Origin of the sequence: Flavobacterium sp. YO64 (genome assembly GCF_004119505.1) — a bacterium.
Classification (GTDB): domain Bacteria; phylum Bacteroidota; class Bacteroidia; order Flavobacteriales; family Flavobacteriaceae; genus Flavobacterium; species Flavobacterium oncorhynchi.
This window is the reverse complement of record NZ_NRQV01000001.1, coordinates 91,619-110,533: the sequence shown is the minus strand read 5'-3', so window position 1 is coordinate 110,533 and position 18,915 is coordinate 91,619. Positions and strand designations below refer to the sequence as shown.

The window sequence follows — 18,915 nt, the reverse complement described above, 5'->3', positions numbered from 1 at the left end:
TTTTGATTTTGTTTTGTAAGATATTTAATTAATTTTACTGCTATCCAAAACAAACCTATGAAACATAAATTACTTTTATTTTTTTTGTTCATTGCAATTCAATTATATTCTCAAAACAAAAACCAATCCATTGGTTTTAAAGAAAATAAAGGTCAAATTGTAGATCAAAAAGGAAAACCCAATACCGCTGTAAAATATTTATTGAATTCTAATGGATTAAATGTTCAATTAAAGAAAAATGGATTCTCATATGATATTTACGAAGTAAAGAAAACACCTATTGTTTGTTCTAAAACAGCAAAAACACTTCCAGATTTAACTTTTGACAAAGAAAATAGCGAAAACCAAGAGTTTAGTTTAGAATATACATACCATAGAATCGATATTGAATTTGTAAACTCAAATTCAAAAGTAGAATTAGTTACTAAACAAAAGTTAACCGATTTTGACAACTACTACAATATCCCTAATAAACCTGAGGGAATTACCAACGTATATCAATTTAAAGAAATTACGTATAAAAACATCTATCCAAATATCGATGTTGTTTTTACAATTCCTGCCGATCCTCAAAAAACAGTCGAATATAATTTTGTAATTCATCCAAAAGGAAAAATTTCTGATATTCAATTAAAATTTACTGGAGCTGAAACTAATTTAGTTGATAATAAAATCCAAATGAATGTTCGTTTTGGAAAAATGGAAGAAACACTTCCCGCGAGTTGGATTGAAGACGGAAATAGTAAAAGGGAGATTGAGGTTGGATATAAAAAAATAAATAAAAACACTTATGGATTTAATTCAATTGATTCTTCTAATGAAAAAACGATTGTAATTGATCCTGTGCCAATAAGATTGTGGGGAACATACTATGGTGGTGCAGAGTTCGATTATGCGACCTCAATTTTCACAAAAGACGATTTTGTCTATATGGCTGGAGTAACCTACAGTATCAGCAATATTGCTTCTTCTGGCTCCTTTCAAACATCTTATAATTTAAGCACAGACTATGATGCTTTTTTTGTTAAATTTAATCCTGATGGTACTCGTATTTGGGGAACTTATTTTGGCGGTAATTTTGCTGATCAAATTATGAAAATTAAAGTCTCAAATAATGACAACATCTATATAGCTGGTAAAAGTCTAAGCCCTACAAATATTTCAACTTCAGGAACTCATCAACCAGTAAAAAATCGTTATTTTGATGGTTTCGTGGCCAAATTTGATTCGAACGGCATTAGAAAATGGGCTACCTATTACGGAGGATCAGACAACGAATCTATAAATAGTATTTTAATTGACTCAAATGAAGACTTTTACATTTTTGGAGAAACTAATAGTACCGCAAATATTGCGACACCCAATTCTCATCAAAGTAATGTTGGAAACACATCGGATGGTACACAAGATGGCTTCATAGCTAAATTTAATATTGCAGGTGTTCGTCAATGGGCAACATATTATGGAGGAAGTAAAGCAGATGCAATTTTTGATGCCGGATTTGATTCAGATGGAAATATTATTATTCTTGGCTCTACAGGAAGCAGCAACAATATATCAACCGTAAATTCTTATCAAGAAACAAATCTTAAATCAGATGGCTTCTTAGCAAAATTCACACCAAATGGAAATATACTATGGGGAACCTATTTTGGCGGAGAAGGTGATGATTATTTTTTCAACATAGGAGTAGACTCAAATCATAACATTTATTGTTTTGGAAAAACAAACAGTATCCAAAACATAAGCACTTCAGGTGTTTTTCAGGAAACCTATCTTCGAACTCAAATTTCAATTAATCAAAATACTAGTAATGGTTGCATTTTTAAATTCAACGGTAATGGTCAAAAGATCTGGGGATCTTACTTTTTTCCAGAAACATTAGGAGGATCTGTTTCAAAAAATGGCTCTATTTACTTTACAGGACGAGCTGAAAATGGGTTTTCACCTACAATAAATGCTTACCAAGAAACCCGTAATCCTGGAACAGAGTCTTATCTTGTAAAATTCAATACAAATGGACAAAGAGAATGGGCAACATACTTTGGCGGAGAAATGGCAGATAATGCATTGATCACAGATATAGATAACAAGTCAAATATTTATTTGGCAGGAGCAACAAATAGCACAACAAATATTGCAACCCCTGGTACATATCAACTAAATCTATATCCTAAAATTAATAGTTATACACCAAATATTGGAGATGCTTTTCTAGTAAAATTTAAAGATTGCCAATCGAACTTAACAGCCTCTAGTAACTCACCTGTATGTATTAGCAAAACATTAGAACTTACAGCCTCAGGAGGAACAAACTATTCTTGGACGGGACCAAACGGATTTGTATCTACTGATCAAAACCCAAAAATTACAAATGCAACAACTTCAAACTCCGGTGAATATTCATGCACAATTACGGGAAGTGGAGACTGTGATGACATTAAAAAAATCAATGTTATCATTGGTGATATAGAAGCTCCAGTTCCTAACATGAATATTTTACCAATAATAACTGGAGATTGCAACACTGTAATAAATACAATCCCAAGTGCTATAGATGCATGTGCCGGACAAATTACTGGAACAACTACAAGTCCATTATCTTACAGCTTATCTGGAACTTATACAATTGTTTGGAATTATAACGATGGAAATGGAAATTCATCAACTCAAAATCAAGTTGTAGAAATTACAAATGCTCCTATTCCTACAGCAAATTCTACTCAAGACTTCTGTATACAACAAAATGCAACATTAAACAATATTCAAATTACAGGAAATACTATAAAATGGTATAATGCCCTAACTGCTGGAACACTTTTACCAGATACAACTTTACTTCAAAATGGAATAACGTATTATGCATCGCAAACTATTAATGGATGTGAGAGTGAAAGAGTTCCAGTAACAATTACAATTCAAAATACTCTAGCACCAACAGGAACTGCAAATCAGCCTTTTTGTACAAGTCAAAATCCTACAATTACTAATATTCAAGTTATCGGAACTTCAATAAAATGGTACGATGCATCAACTAATGGTTCTTTGTTAGCAGAAACAACAAATTTGATTAACGGAAAAACTTATTATGCTTCACAAACAATTAATAATTGCGAAGGTCCGAGATTTGGAGTTACTGTTTCAATTGTAAATACACCTTCTGCTCCAACAGGAAACGAAAATCAGTCTTTTTGTAAAAACGAAAATGCAACCTTAAACAGTATTCAAATTTTAGGGCAGAATATAAAATGGTACGATACAAATATGTCTGCAGCCACTTTACCAAACACTACTTTATTAGAAGATAACAGAACATACTACGCTTCTCAAACTATTGGATGCGAAAGTGATAGAACTCCCTTTTTAGTTAGAATTTACGACACATCATTACCAACAGGAAGTAGTAATCAACAATTTTGTATAGACGAAATTGCTACTATCGAAAATTTAAATATAAATGGTACCAATATTAAATGGTATGATGCCGCAACAAACGGAAATATATTACCCGAAACAACTTTATTACAAAACAACATCTATTACGCATCGCAAACATTGAACAATTGCGAAAGCCCACGATTTGCCATAACTGTAAAAATTCAGGATACTCAAATCCCACTTGCTGATTCACCACAAGCATTTTGTATTCAGAAAAATGTAACCATTAATGATATTGATATTACAGGGCAAAATATAAAATGGTTCGAAAGTGCTTCTTCGACAATTGTATTATCGGAGTCAACTCCTTTAGAAAATGGAAATACTTATTATGCCACTCAAACCTTAAATAACTGCGAAAGCGACAGGATTCCTGTTACCATAAATATTCTTGAAGCGACACATAAAAATTGCATTAATTTAGTTGATGAACTTCCTTTTCCTAAATTTTTCACTCCAAATGATGATGGTTACAATGACACTTGGTCCATTAATTTTGATTATCTCGCACCAAATAGTAATATCAAAATATATGATCGTTATGGAAAACTCCTTAAACAACTAAGCAAAAATACTTCTTGGAACGGAACTTTCAGCGGTCAGGATTTACCTGCTTCCGATTATTGGTTTACGGTTACTCGAGCAAATGGAACAGAATTTAGAGGTCATTTTAGTTTGAAACGATAAAAAAATAACCGCAAAAGTATATTTTGCGGTTATTTTTAATTTACAACATTTTTTAATCTTATTTCGTTTGCAATAAAATCCAGCTTGAAATTTCTTCTAAAGCTATTGGAGAAAAAGTCTGTTCAATTTTTTCATATTCATCTGGCGAACCTGTTTTACACTCCTGAAACAAATGATTTAAATTAGGTAAAATTTTAGCCGTCACTTTTTTATTTCCCGCTTTTGCTAAAGTCTTTTCTATAACTTGTAAATTAACTTCTGCAGGAACTTGCAAATCTTTACTTCCATTTAGCGCTAAAACTGGGCATTTTACTTTTGCTAAAGCAACTGCTGGGTCCATTTTTATAAAAGTGTACCACCAATTACTTGTAATTTGGTGCGTCGCCGCTTTTGCTTGATTCTCATCAAATTTTGCATTAAAATAAGTGCCTACACTCTTTTTGAAATTTTCATCATTTGCAGAAGAAGCCAAAACAAGATCGTAAGCCCCTTTTAAAATTTCTTGTCTCTTTTTAATTTCCTCGTTAGAAACACCACTTTGTCTCTCTATTAATTCAGTTTGCAAAAGCAATAATGCATCGCCGCGCAGACCTGGACCTGCCAATAAAACAATAAAATCGATATCTTTAGAATTTCCAGCTATAATAGGTGCAATTAGTCCACCTTCACTATGACCAATTAATCCAATTTTCTTTTTATCAATTTCTTTTCTTGTTTTTAAATAATCAACTCCAGCCTGAACGTCTTTTGAAAAATCAATCGTGGATGCTTTGGAAAAATCTCCTGTTGATTCGCCTGCACCACGATCATCAAAACGCAATACGGCAATCCCTTTTTTAGTCAAATAATCAGCTAAAACAAGAAACGGTTTATGTCCCAAAAGTTCTTCATCTCTATTTTGTATGCCGCTTCCTGTAATTAAGATCACAGCCGGAAAATTACCCTCTTTTTTAGGAAGACACAAAGTTCCTGCTAAAACTACATTATCTGTTTTATTCTCGAATTTAACTTCTTCAGTATAATATGAATAATGCTTTTGCGGTTCCTGAGGTCTTGCATAAACTTGTTCTTGAATAGTTTCCCTAGATAAATCCAGTTCTAAAGATTGTCCGCCTTGCGTAAATTTCCCAACAACAATATTGTCTTTATTCAAGGTGCCCTCGTAAGAAATTTGAGCACTTGGAATTTCCAATTTCAAAATCGAATTTTCAAAAGCAACTTTTCCCAAAGGAATTCCTGTGACTTTCTGATCCGGACTATCCATTGTCCCATTATATCCATTTTCTGCTTTGTTGACATGAAAAATAACTCTTAACTGCCCGTTAGGAACTTTCAAAAGTCCATTCCATTGTCCTGTAATTTCTTGTCCGTTCATTATAAAAGAAATTAAAGCTGTAATTATAATAAGTACTGTTTTTAACATTTTTATTTGAATAAGTTATTGATTTAATTGATTTTCAACCTTTACAATTTTTCTTCTTTTTTCTCTAATTGCTTGAATTTGATAAAAGAATATGCAATCGGTACGAATGCTAAAACAACTCCGATAGCAATGAAAGCTTTAGCGAAAATAGGGCCTGAAAAAATAAGTGCCCCTAAAATGATAATTAGCCCCCCGCCAAACCAAAGCTTACCTGCAAATACGTGCGTAGCTTTCCAAACTTCAGGATTTTCTAATGTCCATGGTGTTCTAATTCCGATAAAATAATTGGGCTGAATTACTTTAAAATAATTTCCTAATGCCATTAATAAAGTACCAATCAAAATATACATTAAATTCGGGTTTGAAAAAGTTTGATTTTTTGAGATGTATACTATAAACAATGCAAGCAAAGACATAATCAAAACCAGAAAAAACTTCAATTGATAAAATTTAGAACCCATTAAAGAAATCCTTTTTTTAGGATCAAACTTTACAGCAGCAATCGTAATAAGATACATTAAGCCCGGCAGCATAAAAACCAGTACAATCAAGAAAGATTTATTTCCCCAATCGTCAATTTGTCCATTAATATTCCAATGTATCGGAACTCTTTCGGGAAGACTGTTCCAAATCATACCTAAATACACAAAAGGAGCCAAAACAATTCCAATAATTGGAAGCTCTTTTTTAAATTCTAAATTCATTTTTTATTTTTTAAAAGTTAATATCCATTGCAAGACGTCCTCCATTATGGTGGTATTGATGGAATAAATGATGAATTGCCCTTTTTTTTCGGATGTAATTAAATCCGCTCGTCTTAAAATATCTAAATGATGCGAAATACTTGGTTTTGAAATATTAAATGCATCTGCAATTTCGCCTGCAGACATATCTTTCTGTCTTAAAAGCTCAAGAATTTCTCTTCTTGTTGCATCATTTAATGCTTTAAAAATATCATTCATTCTATTTATATATTTAGACAAATATCTAAATACTTTTTAAACTGACAAAAAAAAGCAGTAATTTTTAAATTACTGCTTTTCTATATCTTTAGAAATATCCTAAAACTTATGTTCCTCTTTACTAATTACCAAAAATGAAAATAATGAAATACAAGCAGCAGCTGTTAAATACAACCCTACATAACTTACACTATATGTAGAAGCCAAATAAATGGCAATCATAGGCGCAAAAGCAGCACCAAGAATTCCCGCCATATTAAAAGTTAAAGAAGCACCTGAATAACGAACATTTGTTGGAAACAACTCTGATAAAAATGTTCCTAAAGGACCATAAGTGAATCCCATTAACCCCATTCCGATACAAGCAAAAGTGGTAATTAAAGCAATGTTTCCGGTACTTAAAAAATACGAAAAGAAAAACCCAAAAACTGCAATAGCTCCTGTGGCAACAATAAGCATTTTACGACGGCCAATTTTATCAGCAACTACCGCCGAAACTGGAATAAAAGCCGCAAAAAACAGCACCGAGAATAACTGCACTAATAAAGCATCTCTCTTTACAATTCCTAAATCTGAAGTAGCCCAACTCAATGTAAAAACAGTCATTAAGTAAAATACTAAAAAAGTTGTAATGGCAGCAAACGTTCCAAAAATCAACTGATTTTTATATGATTTTACCAATACTAAAAAAGGGATTTTAACTTCTTCTTTCTCTTTTTTAGAATTTTCGAACGAAGGTGTTTCAGTAATTTTTGTTCGAATATAAAAGCCGACTACTACCAAAAGTGAACTGGCAATAAATGGAATTCTCCATCCATAATCCATAAAATCCTCATTACTCATTGAATCGGTTAATAGTAAAAATGTTCCTCCCGAAAGTAATAATCCAATTGGAGCACCTAATTGCGGAAACATTCCGTACCAAGCGCGTTTATTTGGCGGTGCATTTTCTATAGCCAGCAAAACTGCTCCTCCCCACTCGCCTCCTAAACCAACACCTTGTCCAAAACGACACAGCATCAACAATAATGGCGCCGCAACACCTATACTGGCGTAACTTGGTAGAAATCCAATCGTAACTGTAGAAATACCCATTGTTAGTAAAGCTGCCACTAATGTAAATTTACGCCCGATTTTATCACCATAATGTCCAAAAAAAGCAGAACCTAAAGGACGTGATAAGAATGCAATTGAAAAAGTAGCTAACGATTCCAGAGTCGCCATAGTCGAATCTGAACTGGGGAAAAATAATTGTGGAAAAACCAATACAGCGGCATTGGCATAAATATAAAAATCAAAAAATTCAATTGTAGTACCAATTAGGCTTCCAAAAAGAACGTGTTTTAATGAGTTCTTCTTTTTTGGGTTAGTTTCCATGTAAAATAGATATATTTATTTCTGCTACAAAAATAGGTTTTCACCTCTAATAATTCAATGATACATAAATTAGTTTTAAACCATTTACACATTATTAACAAATTTAATACGTTTTTACATTTTTACAAACTCTTAAAAAACTTAATTAAAAAACTGATTTTAAGACATTTATCTTAAAATTTAAAAATCAATTCTTAAGCAATCGTTAAAACCAATTTTGACTGTATATTTTCATTAAATTTACAGCTGTCAAAAATAAATTTCAAATTATGCCTACAGACTGTATCAGCTACCAAACTTCAGGATATTTTTCTAAACTAATACAAGATTATTTAGATCAAAAATCAGAATTAAAGCCGCTGTACAATCATTTTCCTACTTTAGAAAATTTTCAGAAACAAATCACTGAAAAAACGGTCAACTTTGACAATAACAATCGAATTCCTTTAGTAGAGACATTAAAAAAGCAATATCAAAACATAGAAGTTTCGAATTCTACAAAACAGAACATTGAGCTTCTTGCACTCGACAACACCTTTACCATTACAACTGGGCATCAATTAAACTTGTTTAGTGGTCCATTGTATTTCTTATATAAAATTATTTCGACCATCAATCTTACTAAAGAATTAAAAGCGAAATACCCATCGCATAATTTTGTTCCGATTTACTGGATGGCAACAGAAGATCACGATTTTGAAGAAATTAATTATTTTAATTTTAAAGGAAAAAAATTCAGATGGAACAAAGAAAGTAGTGGTCCAGTTGGAAGACTTTCGACCGAAGGTTTGGCAGAATTTTTTGAAATTTATGCATTAGAATTAGGCTCAAGTACAAATGCCAATACATTAAAAAAGCTCTTCGCTGATGCCTATTTAAAACACGATAATCTAGCCGATGCAACTCGATTTTTAGCCAACAGCTTATTTGCAGACTACGGTTTAGTAATCTTAGATGCTGATGATGCGCACTTAAAACGTGCCTTTATTCCGTATGTAAAAGAAGAATTAGAAAAACAAACTTCATACAAAGCTGTTCAAGAAACAATTGAACATCTTACAGCATATACTGTTCAAGTAAATCCGCGCGAGATTAATTTATTTTATATTGAAGATAACATACGCGAAAGAATCATTTTTGAAAATGACAAGTATTTTGTAAACAATACTAAAATCTCGTTTTCAAAAGAAGAAATTCTTAAACTTTTAGAAAGCAATCCAGAAAAGTTCAGCCCAAATGTGATAATGCGTCCGCTTTATCAAGAAATCATTTTACCTAATTTATGTTATATTGGCGGAGGCGGAGAAATTGCCTACTGGCTTGAATTAAAATCTTTTTTTGATGCGGTAAAAGTTACATTTCCAATGCTTTTAGTTCGTAATTCAGTTCTTTTAACAACCGAAAAACAAGCTAAAAAAGCAGATCAGCTAAATTTAAGCTGGAAAGATTTATTTACCAAACAAGAGAATTTAGTTAACACTATCACACATAAAATTTCTACATTCCCTATTGATTTGACGCCGCAAAAAGATATATTGAAAACACAATTTCAATATCTTTACGAACTGGCAGATCAAACTGACAAATCATTTTCGGGAGCTGTTAAAGCACAGGAAATAAAACAGACAAAAGGTCTTGAAAATTTAGAAAAGCGTTTATTAAAAGCACAAAAACGAAAATTACACAATCAATTACAGCGTGTTATTGATTTACAATGCGAATTGTTCCCAAATAATAGTTTACAAGAACGTCAAACCAATTTTTCTGAGTTTTATTTAGAAAAAGGCGAAGAATTAGTACCACTTTTATTGGAGAATTTGAAGCCCTTAGAAATGAATTTTAACATCATAACAATATAAAAAAATAAAGTAATAATTCTGAGAACCAAATAACCACCTTCCTCTCGAAATTATTGCCTCTCTAAACCAAATAGAAAAATTTTATAAAAGCAAAAATTAACCTATTTACCAAAAACTATGACCAGAGAGCGCTTGATTTCGTTAGATGTCTTTAGAGGACTCACTATTTTATTGATGACTATTGTAAACAACCCCGGTGATTGGGGCAATGTTTATCCGCCTTTATTACATGCCGATTGGAACGGATGCACACCAACTGATTTAGTATTTCCGTTTTTCATTTTTATAATGGGAGTTGCCGTCCCTTTAGCGATGCCGGATAAATTTTATGACGGCTCCACTTTCAATAAAATTCTAGTTCGCTCTTTGCGAATGCTTTGTTTGGGAATTTTCTTTAACTTTTTTGGAAAAATTCAGTTATTTGGGCTGGAAGGAATTCCGCTTTTAATTGGCCGATTAGCCATTACAATTGCCGTAGGATATGCTTTAATGGGAAGTTTCAGCTCCAAAATTAAAAACATACTAGCCTTTTCAATTCTTTTTATTTATCTATTTCTAGCTTACAGCGGTATTGAAGCTTACAGCAGCGTAAGACTTCCGGGAGTTTTACAAAGAATTGCGATCGTTTATTTTGTCGTTTCTCTTTTGTATTTAAAAACCTCTCAAAAAACACAAATCATAACTGGAGTTATTCTACTATTAGGTTATTGGGCAATTATGACTTTAATTCCTGTGCCGGGAATTGGTGAAGCTAACCTTGAAAAAGGAACAAATCTAGCTTCTTGGATTGACAGTGTTTTACTAAAAGGACATATGTATCGCGGCACCATAACTTGGGATCCTGAAGGAATCTTAAGTACAATTCCGTCAATCGTAAACGGAATTATCGGTTTATTAATTGGGCAGGTTCTACAAACCAATAATATTAAAATTCAAAAAGCGCAGAAAATGGGTATCATCGGTACGATACTTATCTTTTTTGGTTTAATCTGGGACATCGTTTTCCCAATAAACAAATCACTTTGGACAAGCAGTTACGTGCTGTACACGACAGGATTAGCAACAGTATTTCTAACGATTTTATACTATATAATTGATATTAGCAATTACAAAAAAGGCTTCAAACCTTTCTTAATTTGGGGAGTAAATCCTATGATTGTTTTCTTTACTTCGCAGATTATTCCGCAGGCTTTAGTAATGATCGAATTTCAAAATCCGCACAATACCTCAGAGAAAATCAACTTATTAAATTACTTATATAGTTTCGGGATCGCACCATTTTTCAGCAATCCTATGACCGCTTCGCTGGCTGGTGCACTTACCTATGTTTGTATCTGGACTTTTATTTTATGGATCTTCTACAGAAACAAATTAATATTCAAAGTATAAAAATGTTCCACCATACAAGTAATATAAGTTCATTTTAGAAAATGGCAAAACTTCCTGAGCTATTTCCCACACAGATTTAAATGAACTTACATTAATTATATGGTTTAAAAGAGCTTTTATTCACCGAAACATCATTCTAACGTGTTTTAATTACGAATTAATTAAAATCAATTCATAAAAAAAGTATACTTTTGCACAAAATTTAATAAAATAAAAAATGGCAACAAATAGAACTTTTACAATGATTAAACCAGATGCTGTTGCAAACGGACACATCGGGAATATCTTAGCAATGATCACTAATGGTGGTTTTAAAATCGTTTCATTAAAATTAACTCAATTAACTGTAGCTGATGCTCAAGCATTTTACGCAGTTCACGCAGAAAGACCTTTCTACGGAGAATTAGTTGAATTTATGTCACGCGGACCAATTGTTGCTGCAATTTTAGAAAAAGACAACGCAGTAGAAGATTTTAGAACTTTAATTGGAGCTACAAATCCTGCTGAAGCTGCTGAAGGAACTATCCGTAAAGCATACGCTACTTCAATTGGAGAAAATGCTGTTCACGGTTCTGACAGCGACGAAAATGCTGCAATTGAAGGTGCATTCCACTTTGCTGGTAGAGAGCAATTCTAATTTATGACTTTAGGTTCAGTGCAATAATTACTGTACTTTGCACATAATAAAAAGCCGTTTCAAATTTGAAACGGCTTTTATTTTTATTTATATATCTGTACAACTAAGTGTTCGCTCTTTTTAAATTATTTTCCATTTCAACTAAATCGACTAAATTACTTTTCAAGTTTAACTTTAAAGCATCGAAATTGCTATGATAAAAACTAGAAATACAACCAACTCTCTTCCCTTCTTCGAGAACAAATACCGACTCATAAAGACTACCTTTTCCAGACTCGAACAAAGTAGCAAAACCATCTAATTCAGCATATTTATATACTTTAGATTTTCCTAATCCAAAATAACGCTTCACTAGTATACCATCTTCATACATTGTTATGCTGTTTGCCCGAGTTTTCAATATGGTTAGCCAGAAAACAACAACAAACAATAAAAACAAAACGGCTAATATTATATTTTCTTTTAGCGATATAAAACATAAATAAACAGCCAAAAGAGGCAAAGCACTCAAATATGAAATTAAAACAATTGGAAAAATTTTAAACTTCGATTTTATGATTATCATAATTTAACTATCAAGAATTCCAAATAAGTTTATCTTAAAACGACATCCTTCACAACCTCACGACCCAATTCTTCATTAATCATCTTAACGATTTTAGATTTTCCATGACTTAACTCTTCCCTTAAAACGGCTGACCCAAGTTCAACATAAAGCGTGCTTCCTTTTAAAACAACATTTCTAGTGTATGTGTTTACTCCATTTCCCATCAACTGTCTCCATGCCTCTTTTACATCAATTTGATCCATTCCAGGCTGCAATTTATTCACCTGAATAATTTGCTGTAAAACATCGCCAATTGTACTTTGATTATTTAGTCTTTTTGCCATTTTCTAAAATATTAACTGGTCCTGCTTTTTTATAATGATATTCTTTATTTTGATCGTTCTTTACAACAAAAGTTTCATCTGAAACAGAGATCAACTCCTCACTCCATTTGGCATAATCTGTTTTATAATCCAAAAAAATTCCTTTATCTGTAAATCTTACTGCAACATTTTCAAAAGTGTTTGTAGTTAAAAAAGTACCATCTAACTGCGCCATAACTTTCGTACGAGTACCCTTATTTCCTTTTATTTGAAAATAATCAAAGTTCTCATTCATTCCATATGCCTTTTCTTCACCTTTATCAAAAACTACTTTTTCAATTTCCCAGTAACCATTAAGTTTTTCAATATCTGCGGGTTTTATTTCTTGTTTACAGCTTATAAACAAAAGCGACAAAACCAAAATCATAAAAGTGTTTTTCATAATAATTTATAATATTAATTTGGAGCTGATTCCTGCTGTCTGCTATATCTTTTCCTGCCTAAAGAAGCCAGAAAAAGGATACCGCTCCCATCAGGGCTAGGGCTCCTATTTTCAAAAGAAGTTCATTGAATCACAAAGGTAACTTTATATCATTCAAAAGAGACAAAAATCTATAAAAACAAAAAACATTATCAAATTTAAATTTGACAATGCACTTTTGATACTTTTTAATTTAAAAAGTTAAATTTTACTGTTTAGTACGCAGTCTTTTAAGAACCCCCATAAAGAAGAAACCTATTCCTAAAACTAATAAAACGTAATAAAAAGAAAGACTATTGTCTCTTAAAACATTTGCTAAAACAAAACACACCACACTTGCAAAATAAAAAACAACTGCCGATATATTTTTTAAAGAAGAAAAACTCATTATTATTTTATTTAAAGAAACTGTCAACGAATTCATATTTATTAAAGACTTGTAAATCTTCAATTCCTTCGCCAACACCAATATATTTTACAGGAATTTGAAATTGGTCTGAGATACCAATCACAACACCGCCTTTTGCTGTTCCGTCTAATTTTGTAACTGCCAATGATGTTACTTCTGTTGCTGCAGTAAACTGCTTAGCTTGTTCAAAAGCGTTTTGACCTGTTGAACCATCTAAAACTAAAAGCACATCATGTGGAGCATCTTCAACCACTTTTTGCATAACACGTTTCACTTTAGAAAGCTCATTCATCAAATTAACTTTATTGTGTAAACGTCCAGCAGTATCAATAATTACAACATCGGCATTTTGAGCTACTGCAGATTGCAAAGTATCAAAAGCTACAGAAGCAGGATCACTCCCCATATTTTGTCTTACGATTGGAACATCAACACGATCAGCCCAAACTTGTAACTGGTCTATTGCAGCAGCACGAAATGTATCTGCAGCACCTAAAACCACTTTATAACCCGCTTTTTTAAACTGATAAGCCAGTTTACCTATTGTAGTAGTTTTTCCAACACCGTTTACTCCAACCACCATTAAAACGTATGGTTTTTTATCTTTTGGAATATCAAACTCTGTTCCTTCGCCTGTATTGGTTTCAGATAATAAACCACCTATTTCATCACGAAGAATTTGATTTAATTCGGCTGTACCTAAATATTTATCTTCGGCAACGCGTTTTTCAATTCTTTCGATGATTTTCAATGTAGTATTTACACCAACGTCTGAAGCTACCAAAACTTCTTCAAGATTATCTAAAACATCGTCATCAACTTTAGATTTTCCTGCAACAGCTTTGCTTAACTTAGAGAAAAAAGTAGTTTTCGTTTTTTCAAGACCTTTATCTAAAGTCTCTTTTTTTTCGGTAGAGAATAATTTTTTAAAAAAACTCATTTTTTATTTATTGTTAGTTGTAGATTGTTTCTTTAGGGCTTTAAAACAATCCTAATGCTTATAGAATACCTTTTGCTTTTAATTTAATCCCTACAGGAACAATATTCTTTACTTATCTTCTTTAGACGAGTAAAGATAAAGAGTATGACGGGAACTAATGTTTAAAAAAAACACAAATTGTATGGTTTCTACAAATTTTTAAACAAATATAAAAAATAAAAAAGCTACTTCCGAATGAAAGTAGCTTTTCTATATATTGTAAATGTAATTATTTCTTTTTCAAGAAATTATCAACTTCTTCAGGAGCCATAATAGATTCTACGAATGTATATGCACCAGTTTTAGGAGATTTCACCATTTTGATGGCTTTTGATAATCTCTTAGAAGATGTTTGTAACGATGCTACGGTTTTCTTTGCCATGATTCAAATGTTATTTGAAGTTTTATAAAACTCAAATGGCCAAACCACTGAGACTTATAAATCTCTAATTATTACTTAATTTCTTTATGAACAGTTACTCTTTTTAAGATTGGATTAAATTTTTTAATCTCTAATCTGTCTGGAGTATTTTTTTTGTTCTTAGTTGTAATGTATCTAGAAGTTCCTGGAACACCAGAAGTCTTGTGCTCAGTACATTCTAAAATTACTTGGATTCTATTACCTTTCTTTGCCATCTTGCTATATATTTATTTAGGAAAAGATTATTTGATAAATCCTTCTGACTGCGCTTTTTTCAAAACAGCAGTGATTCCATTTTTATTAATTGTTTTTATCGTAGATGCTGCTACTCTAAGAGTAATCCATCTATCTTCTTCTGGAAGATAAAAACGCTTTTTAACTAAGTTTACAGAAAATTTTCTCTTAGTTTTGTTCATAGCGTGAGAAACGTTATTTCCTACCATCGCTCTTTTACCTGTAAGGTCACAAACTCTTGACATTATACTTATCTTTTATCGTTATTCAAAATCAGGGTGCAAAGAAAAGAAAAATAAACCATTGTAGCAAAAAATTATTGCACAATTTTTAAAATTTCTTTCTGTAAAATTTCCAAACTCTTAATCGTGGCTCTATCTATCACTTTTTCACGTGGTTGACCAAAGTTAAATTCTTCTACAATTATCTCTGTTGGGGTAGCCAAAGCTATAAAAACAGTGCCAATTTCAGCATCTGAATCCCCTTTTGAGGGTCCGGCATTACCAGTTGTCGCAATTGCATAGTCCGTTTTCAGCATCTCTTTCACATTCAAAGCCATAGCTGATGCAACCTCAGCACTAACTACCGAAAATTGATCAATTAAACCTTGTGAAATCCCCAAAACATTGACCTTAGCCTCTGTTGCATATGAAACAACACTTCCTTTAAAATATTTCGAAGAACCTTCTACCGAAGTTAACAACGAAGCAATTCGTCCTCCTGTACAACTTTCTGCCGTTGAAATCGTTTTATTTTGTCGAGAAAGAAACTTAGCAATTACAGCTTCTATCGTTTCATTTTCTTCGTAACCAACTATTATATCATGAATTATAGCATCTAAAGATTTTACATTCTCTTCTATTGCTTTTTCTAACTCGGCTTTATCCGTTCCTCTGGCTGTTAATCGCAAACGCACTCTGCCTGGATTTGGCAGATACGCTAATTTTATAAAATCCGGCAGATTATTCTCCCAAGTTTCTATACGCTCTGCAACTAAACTCTCTCCTTGACCATAGGTTAAAATAGTTTTATGAATGATATAAGGACGCTTGTATTCTTTGACTATTTTCGGAATTATCTCTTCTTCGACTAAATATTTCATTTCATACGGAACTCCGGGAAGCGAAATAAATACCGTATTTTCTTTTTTCATCCACATACCCGGCGCAGTACCTACTTGATTATGAAGTACAGTACAAGTAGACGGAACGAGCGCTTGATCTTTGTTTAATTGCGAAATTGGTCTTTTATAAAAACCTTCTATTAACTGCGTTACATGAGCCAAAACTTCGGGATCAACAACTAATTCATCGTTAAAATATTCGCAAAAGGTTTTCTTCGTAACATCATCTTTTGTAGGCCCTAAACCACCGGTTACAATAACAACATCAACTTTGTTTTGCAATTGCTCAAAAGTATCTAAAATGTGTTTTTTGTCATCACTAATCGAAATCATTTCTGCAACTTCAACACCAATTCGATCAAGTGATTTAGCAATAAAACCAGAGTTTGTGTCAATAATTTGACCTATTAAAATTTCATCTCCAATAGTTATAATGGCTGCCTTCATACAAATATTATTTTCACTTGCAGTAATGCAAGTTGTTATTAGAAAGTAGATTGCTGTTTTTACTTTATTTATAAGGAAATAAAAACTGGATTCTTTTTACAACAAATACCAGATGTTGGCTAAACGAAGTTTTTAGAAATTGAAAAACAACCGCAACAATAGAAGAAATCCTTAATTCTTATTCTTTTCTTAAAAAAAATAAGAATTAAGAATGTTTAAATCTTACAAATCAAAATCTTTCTTGATTTCTTTGATAGCATCTTTTACCTGTACTTTTATACTCTTAAAAGTCTCTATAATATCCTTTTTCTTCCCCTCAGCCTTTGTCCAAGCTTCTACTTGCAGAATTTCTTCAAAAGCAACATTTAACCCCATTAAATCCAATGTAGGCTTTATCTTATGAGCATAAGAATAGGCATATTTATGATCCTTTTTCTTAATTCCTTCTTTTATTTGTTTTAGATCTTCAGGAACTTCTGTAACAAATAAATTAAGAATTTCGTTTACAAATTCAGGATCGTTATCTGAAAGCGCGTACACTTTCGAAAGGTTATACTTTAAGGCCATTATTTTACTTGTATTCTAAATAATTTTTTATCTTCTAAAAAGCCTTCTAAAACATCATTAGGCTTAACTGATGCAACACCCGCAGGCGTCCCAGTAAAAATAATATCTCCAATTTTTAGGGTAAAAAATTGTGATACGTACGAAATCAGTTCGTCAATTTTCCAAAGCATAAAGCTTGTATTTCCTTTTTGAACAGTTTCATTATTACTCTTGAGTTCAAACGTAAGATTTTCCAACGAAACAAAATCACTTTTTGGCAAAAAATCACCAATTACCGCAGAACCATCAAAAGCTTTTGCTTTTTCCCACGGCAATCCTTTTGCTTTCAATTTATCTTGTAAATCTCTGGCTGTAAAATCAATACCTACACTAATTTCTTCGTAATATTTATTAGCAAACTTTGGTTCAATATATTTTCCTACTTTATTAATCTTTACGATTACTTCTAATTCATGATGAACTTCTTCAGAAAATTCTGGAATTACAAACGGATGCTGCTTCAACAAAACTGCCGAATCTGGCTTCATAAAAACCACAGGCTCATCTGGTCGTTCGTTTTTTAGCTCCTCAATATGATTGGTATAATTTCTACCGATACAAATAATCTTCATTCTTTTTCTTAAGTTGCTAAGATACTAAGATGCTAAGGCACTAAGAAACTAAACTCAGAACCTTATTATTTTAGAACCTTATTTCGTATTTAATTTTCTTAATTTAATTGCAGTCAAAACTTTTTTGGTATACAAAGGAAAGTCTGCGTTTTGAATCCAGCTGAAGTAACCCGGCTCTGATTCCAGCACTTTCTCTACTTTCGCTCCTTTATGTTTTCCGAAAGTAAAAATCTCTTCGTTGTCTTTATCAAAAGCAATCATTCCAGCAAAGTCTGCTATTTTTTTTCGAGTTGTAAATTCAGACAATGATTTCATATCATTCTCTAATTCTGGATAACGATCTAATTGCGCTTTTAAAATTTCGTAAGTTGCCATTGTATCTGCCTCTGCAGAATGGGCATTTTCAAGACTTTTTCCGCAATAAAATTTCAAAGCGGCACTTAATGTACGCTCTTCCATTTTATGAAAAATCGTCTGAACATCAACAGAAACTTTATTTTTCATATCAAAATCAACTCCTGCACGAAGTAATTCTTCTGCCAATAACGGAATATCAAAACGATCTGAATTAAAACCTCCTAAATCACTATCCTTAATCATATTGTAAACCTGCGGTGCCAATTCTGTAAAAGTAGGTTCATTTGCCACTTTTTCATCAGTTATACCATGCACAGCTGTTGTTTGCGGCGGAATTGGGATAGTAGGATTAACTAACCATGTTTTACTTTCTTTATTTCCGTTTGGGAAAACTTTGAATATCGAAATTTCTACAATCCGATCTTTACCGATGTCAATTCCAGTAGTTTCTAGATCAAAAAAACAAATTGGTTTGTTAAGCTTTAATTCCATTTTTAAATTTTATAAGTTTACAAATGTAATTTTTAAAGCGGAATTTCCTTTGCAAATTTTTATTTTTTTGCCCAAAACAAGTCTCTTTTTTGCATTTTAACATCAAAATTTATCAGACAACAATTTCTTCTTAATTGTATCTTCTTATTTTC

Annotated in this window: 19 protein-coding genes; 4 read left to right on the top strand and 15 right to left on the bottom strand. The window is 32.1% G+C overall.

The features are described 5' to 3' along the window. Positions 1 to 57 precede the first annotated feature (57 nt). Complete coding sequence (locus BOW57_RS00545) at positions 58 to 4,125, top strand: T9SS type B sorting domain-containing protein (protein ID WP_129052666.1); 4,068 nt, start codon at positions 58 to 60, stop codon at positions 4,123 to 4,125. Positions 4,126 to 4,183: 58 nt separating this feature from the next. On the opposite strand, the gene BOW57_RS00540 is transcribed toward BOW57_RS00545, so the two are convergent. The 4 genes from BOW57_RS00540 to BOW57_RS00525 form a co-directional block, all read right to left on the bottom strand. Continuing rightward, positions 4,184 to 5,548, bottom strand: a complete 1,365-nt coding sequence (locus tag BOW57_RS00540) for a S9 family peptidase (protein ID WP_129052665.1) — start codon at positions 5,546 to 5,548, stop codon at positions 4,184 to 4,186. A gap of 41 nt (positions 5,549 to 5,589) precedes the next feature. Continuing rightward, entirely contained in the window at positions 5,590 to 6,252 is a 663-nt protein-coding gene (locus tag BOW57_RS00535) for an SdpI family protein (RefSeq protein WP_129052664.1), read from the bottom strand. Positions 6,253 to 6,255: 3 nt separating this feature from the next. Continuing rightward, complete coding sequence (locus BOW57_RS00530; protein ID WP_089056237.1) at positions 6,256 to 6,510, bottom strand: autorepressor SdpR family transcription factor; 255 nt, start codon at positions 6,508 to 6,510, stop codon at positions 6,256 to 6,258. Between the two features lie 99 nt (positions 6,511 to 6,609). Next, a complete protein-coding gene (locus tag BOW57_RS00525) occupies positions 6,610 to 7,887 on the bottom strand; it encodes an MFS transporter (RefSeq protein WP_129052663.1) in 1,278 nt (425 codons plus the stop codon). Positions 7,888 to 8,156: 269 nt separating this feature from the next. Between BOW57_RS00525 and bshC the strand changes: the two genes are divergently transcribed. The 3 genes from bshC to BOW57_RS00510 all read left to right on the top strand — a co-directional run bounded on the left by bshC (position 8,157) and on the right by BOW57_RS00510 (position 11,772). Next, positions 8,157 to 9,746, top strand: a complete 1,590-nt coding sequence (gene bshC, locus BOW57_RS00520) for a bacillithiol biosynthesis cysteine-adding enzyme BshC (protein ID WP_129052662.1) — start codon at positions 8,157 to 8,159, stop codon at positions 9,744 to 9,746. A gap of 117 nt (positions 9,747 to 9,863) precedes the next feature. After that, positions 9,864 to 11,135 carry an acyltransferase family protein gene (locus BOW57_RS00515; RefSeq protein WP_129052661.1) on the top strand — a complete coding sequence of 424 codons (1,272 nt, stop codon included), beginning with the start codon at positions 9,864 to 9,866 and terminating at the stop codon, positions 11,133 to 11,135. Between the two features lie 217 nt (positions 11,136 to 11,352). Next, positions 11,353 to 11,772, top strand: a complete 420-nt coding sequence (locus BOW57_RS00510; RefSeq protein ID WP_129052660.1) for a nucleoside-diphosphate kinase — start codon at positions 11,353 to 11,355, stop codon at positions 11,770 to 11,772. 103 nt (positions 11,773 to 11,875) lie between these two features. Here the strand turns inward: BOW57_RS00510 and BOW57_RS00505 are convergent, their stop codons facing one another. From BOW57_RS00505 to BOW57_RS00450, 11 genes are all read right to left on the bottom strand, one after another. Next, positions 11,876 to 12,337 (bottom strand): hypothetical protein, encoded by a 462-nt coding sequence (locus BOW57_RS00505; protein WP_129052659.1) that lies wholly within the window; start codon positions 12,335 to 12,337, stop codon positions 11,876 to 11,878. A 29-nt stretch (positions 12,338 to 12,366) separates the two neighbouring features. Continuing rightward, entirely contained in the window at positions 12,367 to 12,663 is a 297-nt protein-coding gene (locus tag BOW57_RS00500; RefSeq protein WP_089056243.1) for a DUF721 domain-containing protein, read from the bottom strand. Next, positions 12,644 to 13,084, bottom strand: a complete 441-nt coding sequence (locus BOW57_RS00495) for a hypothetical protein (RefSeq protein ID WP_129052658.1) — start codon at positions 13,082 to 13,084, stop codon at positions 12,644 to 12,646. The genes BOW57_RS00500 and BOW57_RS00495 overlap by 20 nt, the downstream gene beginning before the upstream one ends. Positions 13,085 to 13,518: 434 nt before the next feature. Further along, complete coding sequence (gene ftsY, locus BOW57_RS00485) at positions 13,519 to 14,472, bottom strand: signal recognition particle-docking protein FtsY (protein ID WP_089052932.1); 954 nt, start codon at positions 14,470 to 14,472, stop codon at positions 13,519 to 13,521. 268 nt (positions 14,473 to 14,740) lie between these two features. Continuing rightward, positions 14,741 to 14,893 carry a DUF4295 domain-containing protein gene (locus BOW57_RS00480; RefSeq protein WP_071634818.1) on the bottom strand — a complete coding sequence of 51 codons (153 nt, stop codon included), beginning with the start codon at positions 14,891 to 14,893 and terminating at the stop codon, positions 14,741 to 14,743. Positions 14,894 to 14,964: 71 nt separating this feature from the next. Continuing rightward, positions 14,965 to 15,147, bottom strand: coding sequence for a 50S ribosomal protein L33 (gene rpmG / locus BOW57_RS00475; protein ID WP_008253902.1), 183 nt, complete (start codon positions 15,145 to 15,147; stop codon positions 14,965 to 14,967). Between the two features lie 27 nt (positions 15,148 to 15,174). Next, positions 15,175 to 15,411 (bottom strand): 50S ribosomal protein L28, encoded by a 237-nt coding sequence (gene rpmB, locus BOW57_RS00470; RefSeq protein WP_008468080.1) that lies wholly within the window; start codon positions 15,409 to 15,411, stop codon positions 15,175 to 15,177. Positions 15,412 to 15,482: 71 nt separating this feature from the next. Then, positions 15,483 to 16,736 carry a competence/damage-inducible protein A gene (locus BOW57_RS00465; RefSeq protein WP_129052657.1) on the bottom strand — a complete coding sequence of 418 codons (1,254 nt, stop codon included), beginning with the start codon at positions 16,734 to 16,736 and terminating at the stop codon, positions 15,483 to 15,485. Between the two features lie 222 nt (positions 16,737 to 16,958). Beyond that, positions 16,959 to 17,303 (bottom strand): Hpt domain-containing protein, encoded by a 345-nt coding sequence (locus BOW57_RS00460; RefSeq protein ID WP_089052930.1) that lies wholly within the window; start codon positions 17,301 to 17,303, stop codon positions 16,959 to 16,961. Next, entirely contained in the window at positions 17,303 to 17,914 is a 612-nt protein-coding gene (locus tag BOW57_RS00455; RefSeq protein ID WP_129052656.1) for a fumarylacetoacetate hydrolase family protein, read from the bottom strand. Before BOW57_RS00455 ends, BOW57_RS00460 begins: the two co-directional genes overlap by 1 nt. 78 nt (positions 17,915 to 17,992) lie before the next feature. Further along, positions 17,993 to 18,763 (bottom strand): 3'-5' exonuclease, encoded by a 771-nt coding sequence (locus tag BOW57_RS00450; RefSeq protein WP_089052928.1) that lies wholly within the window; start codon positions 18,761 to 18,763, stop codon positions 17,993 to 17,995. Between the last annotated feature and the right edge of the window lie 152 nt (positions 18,764 to 18,915).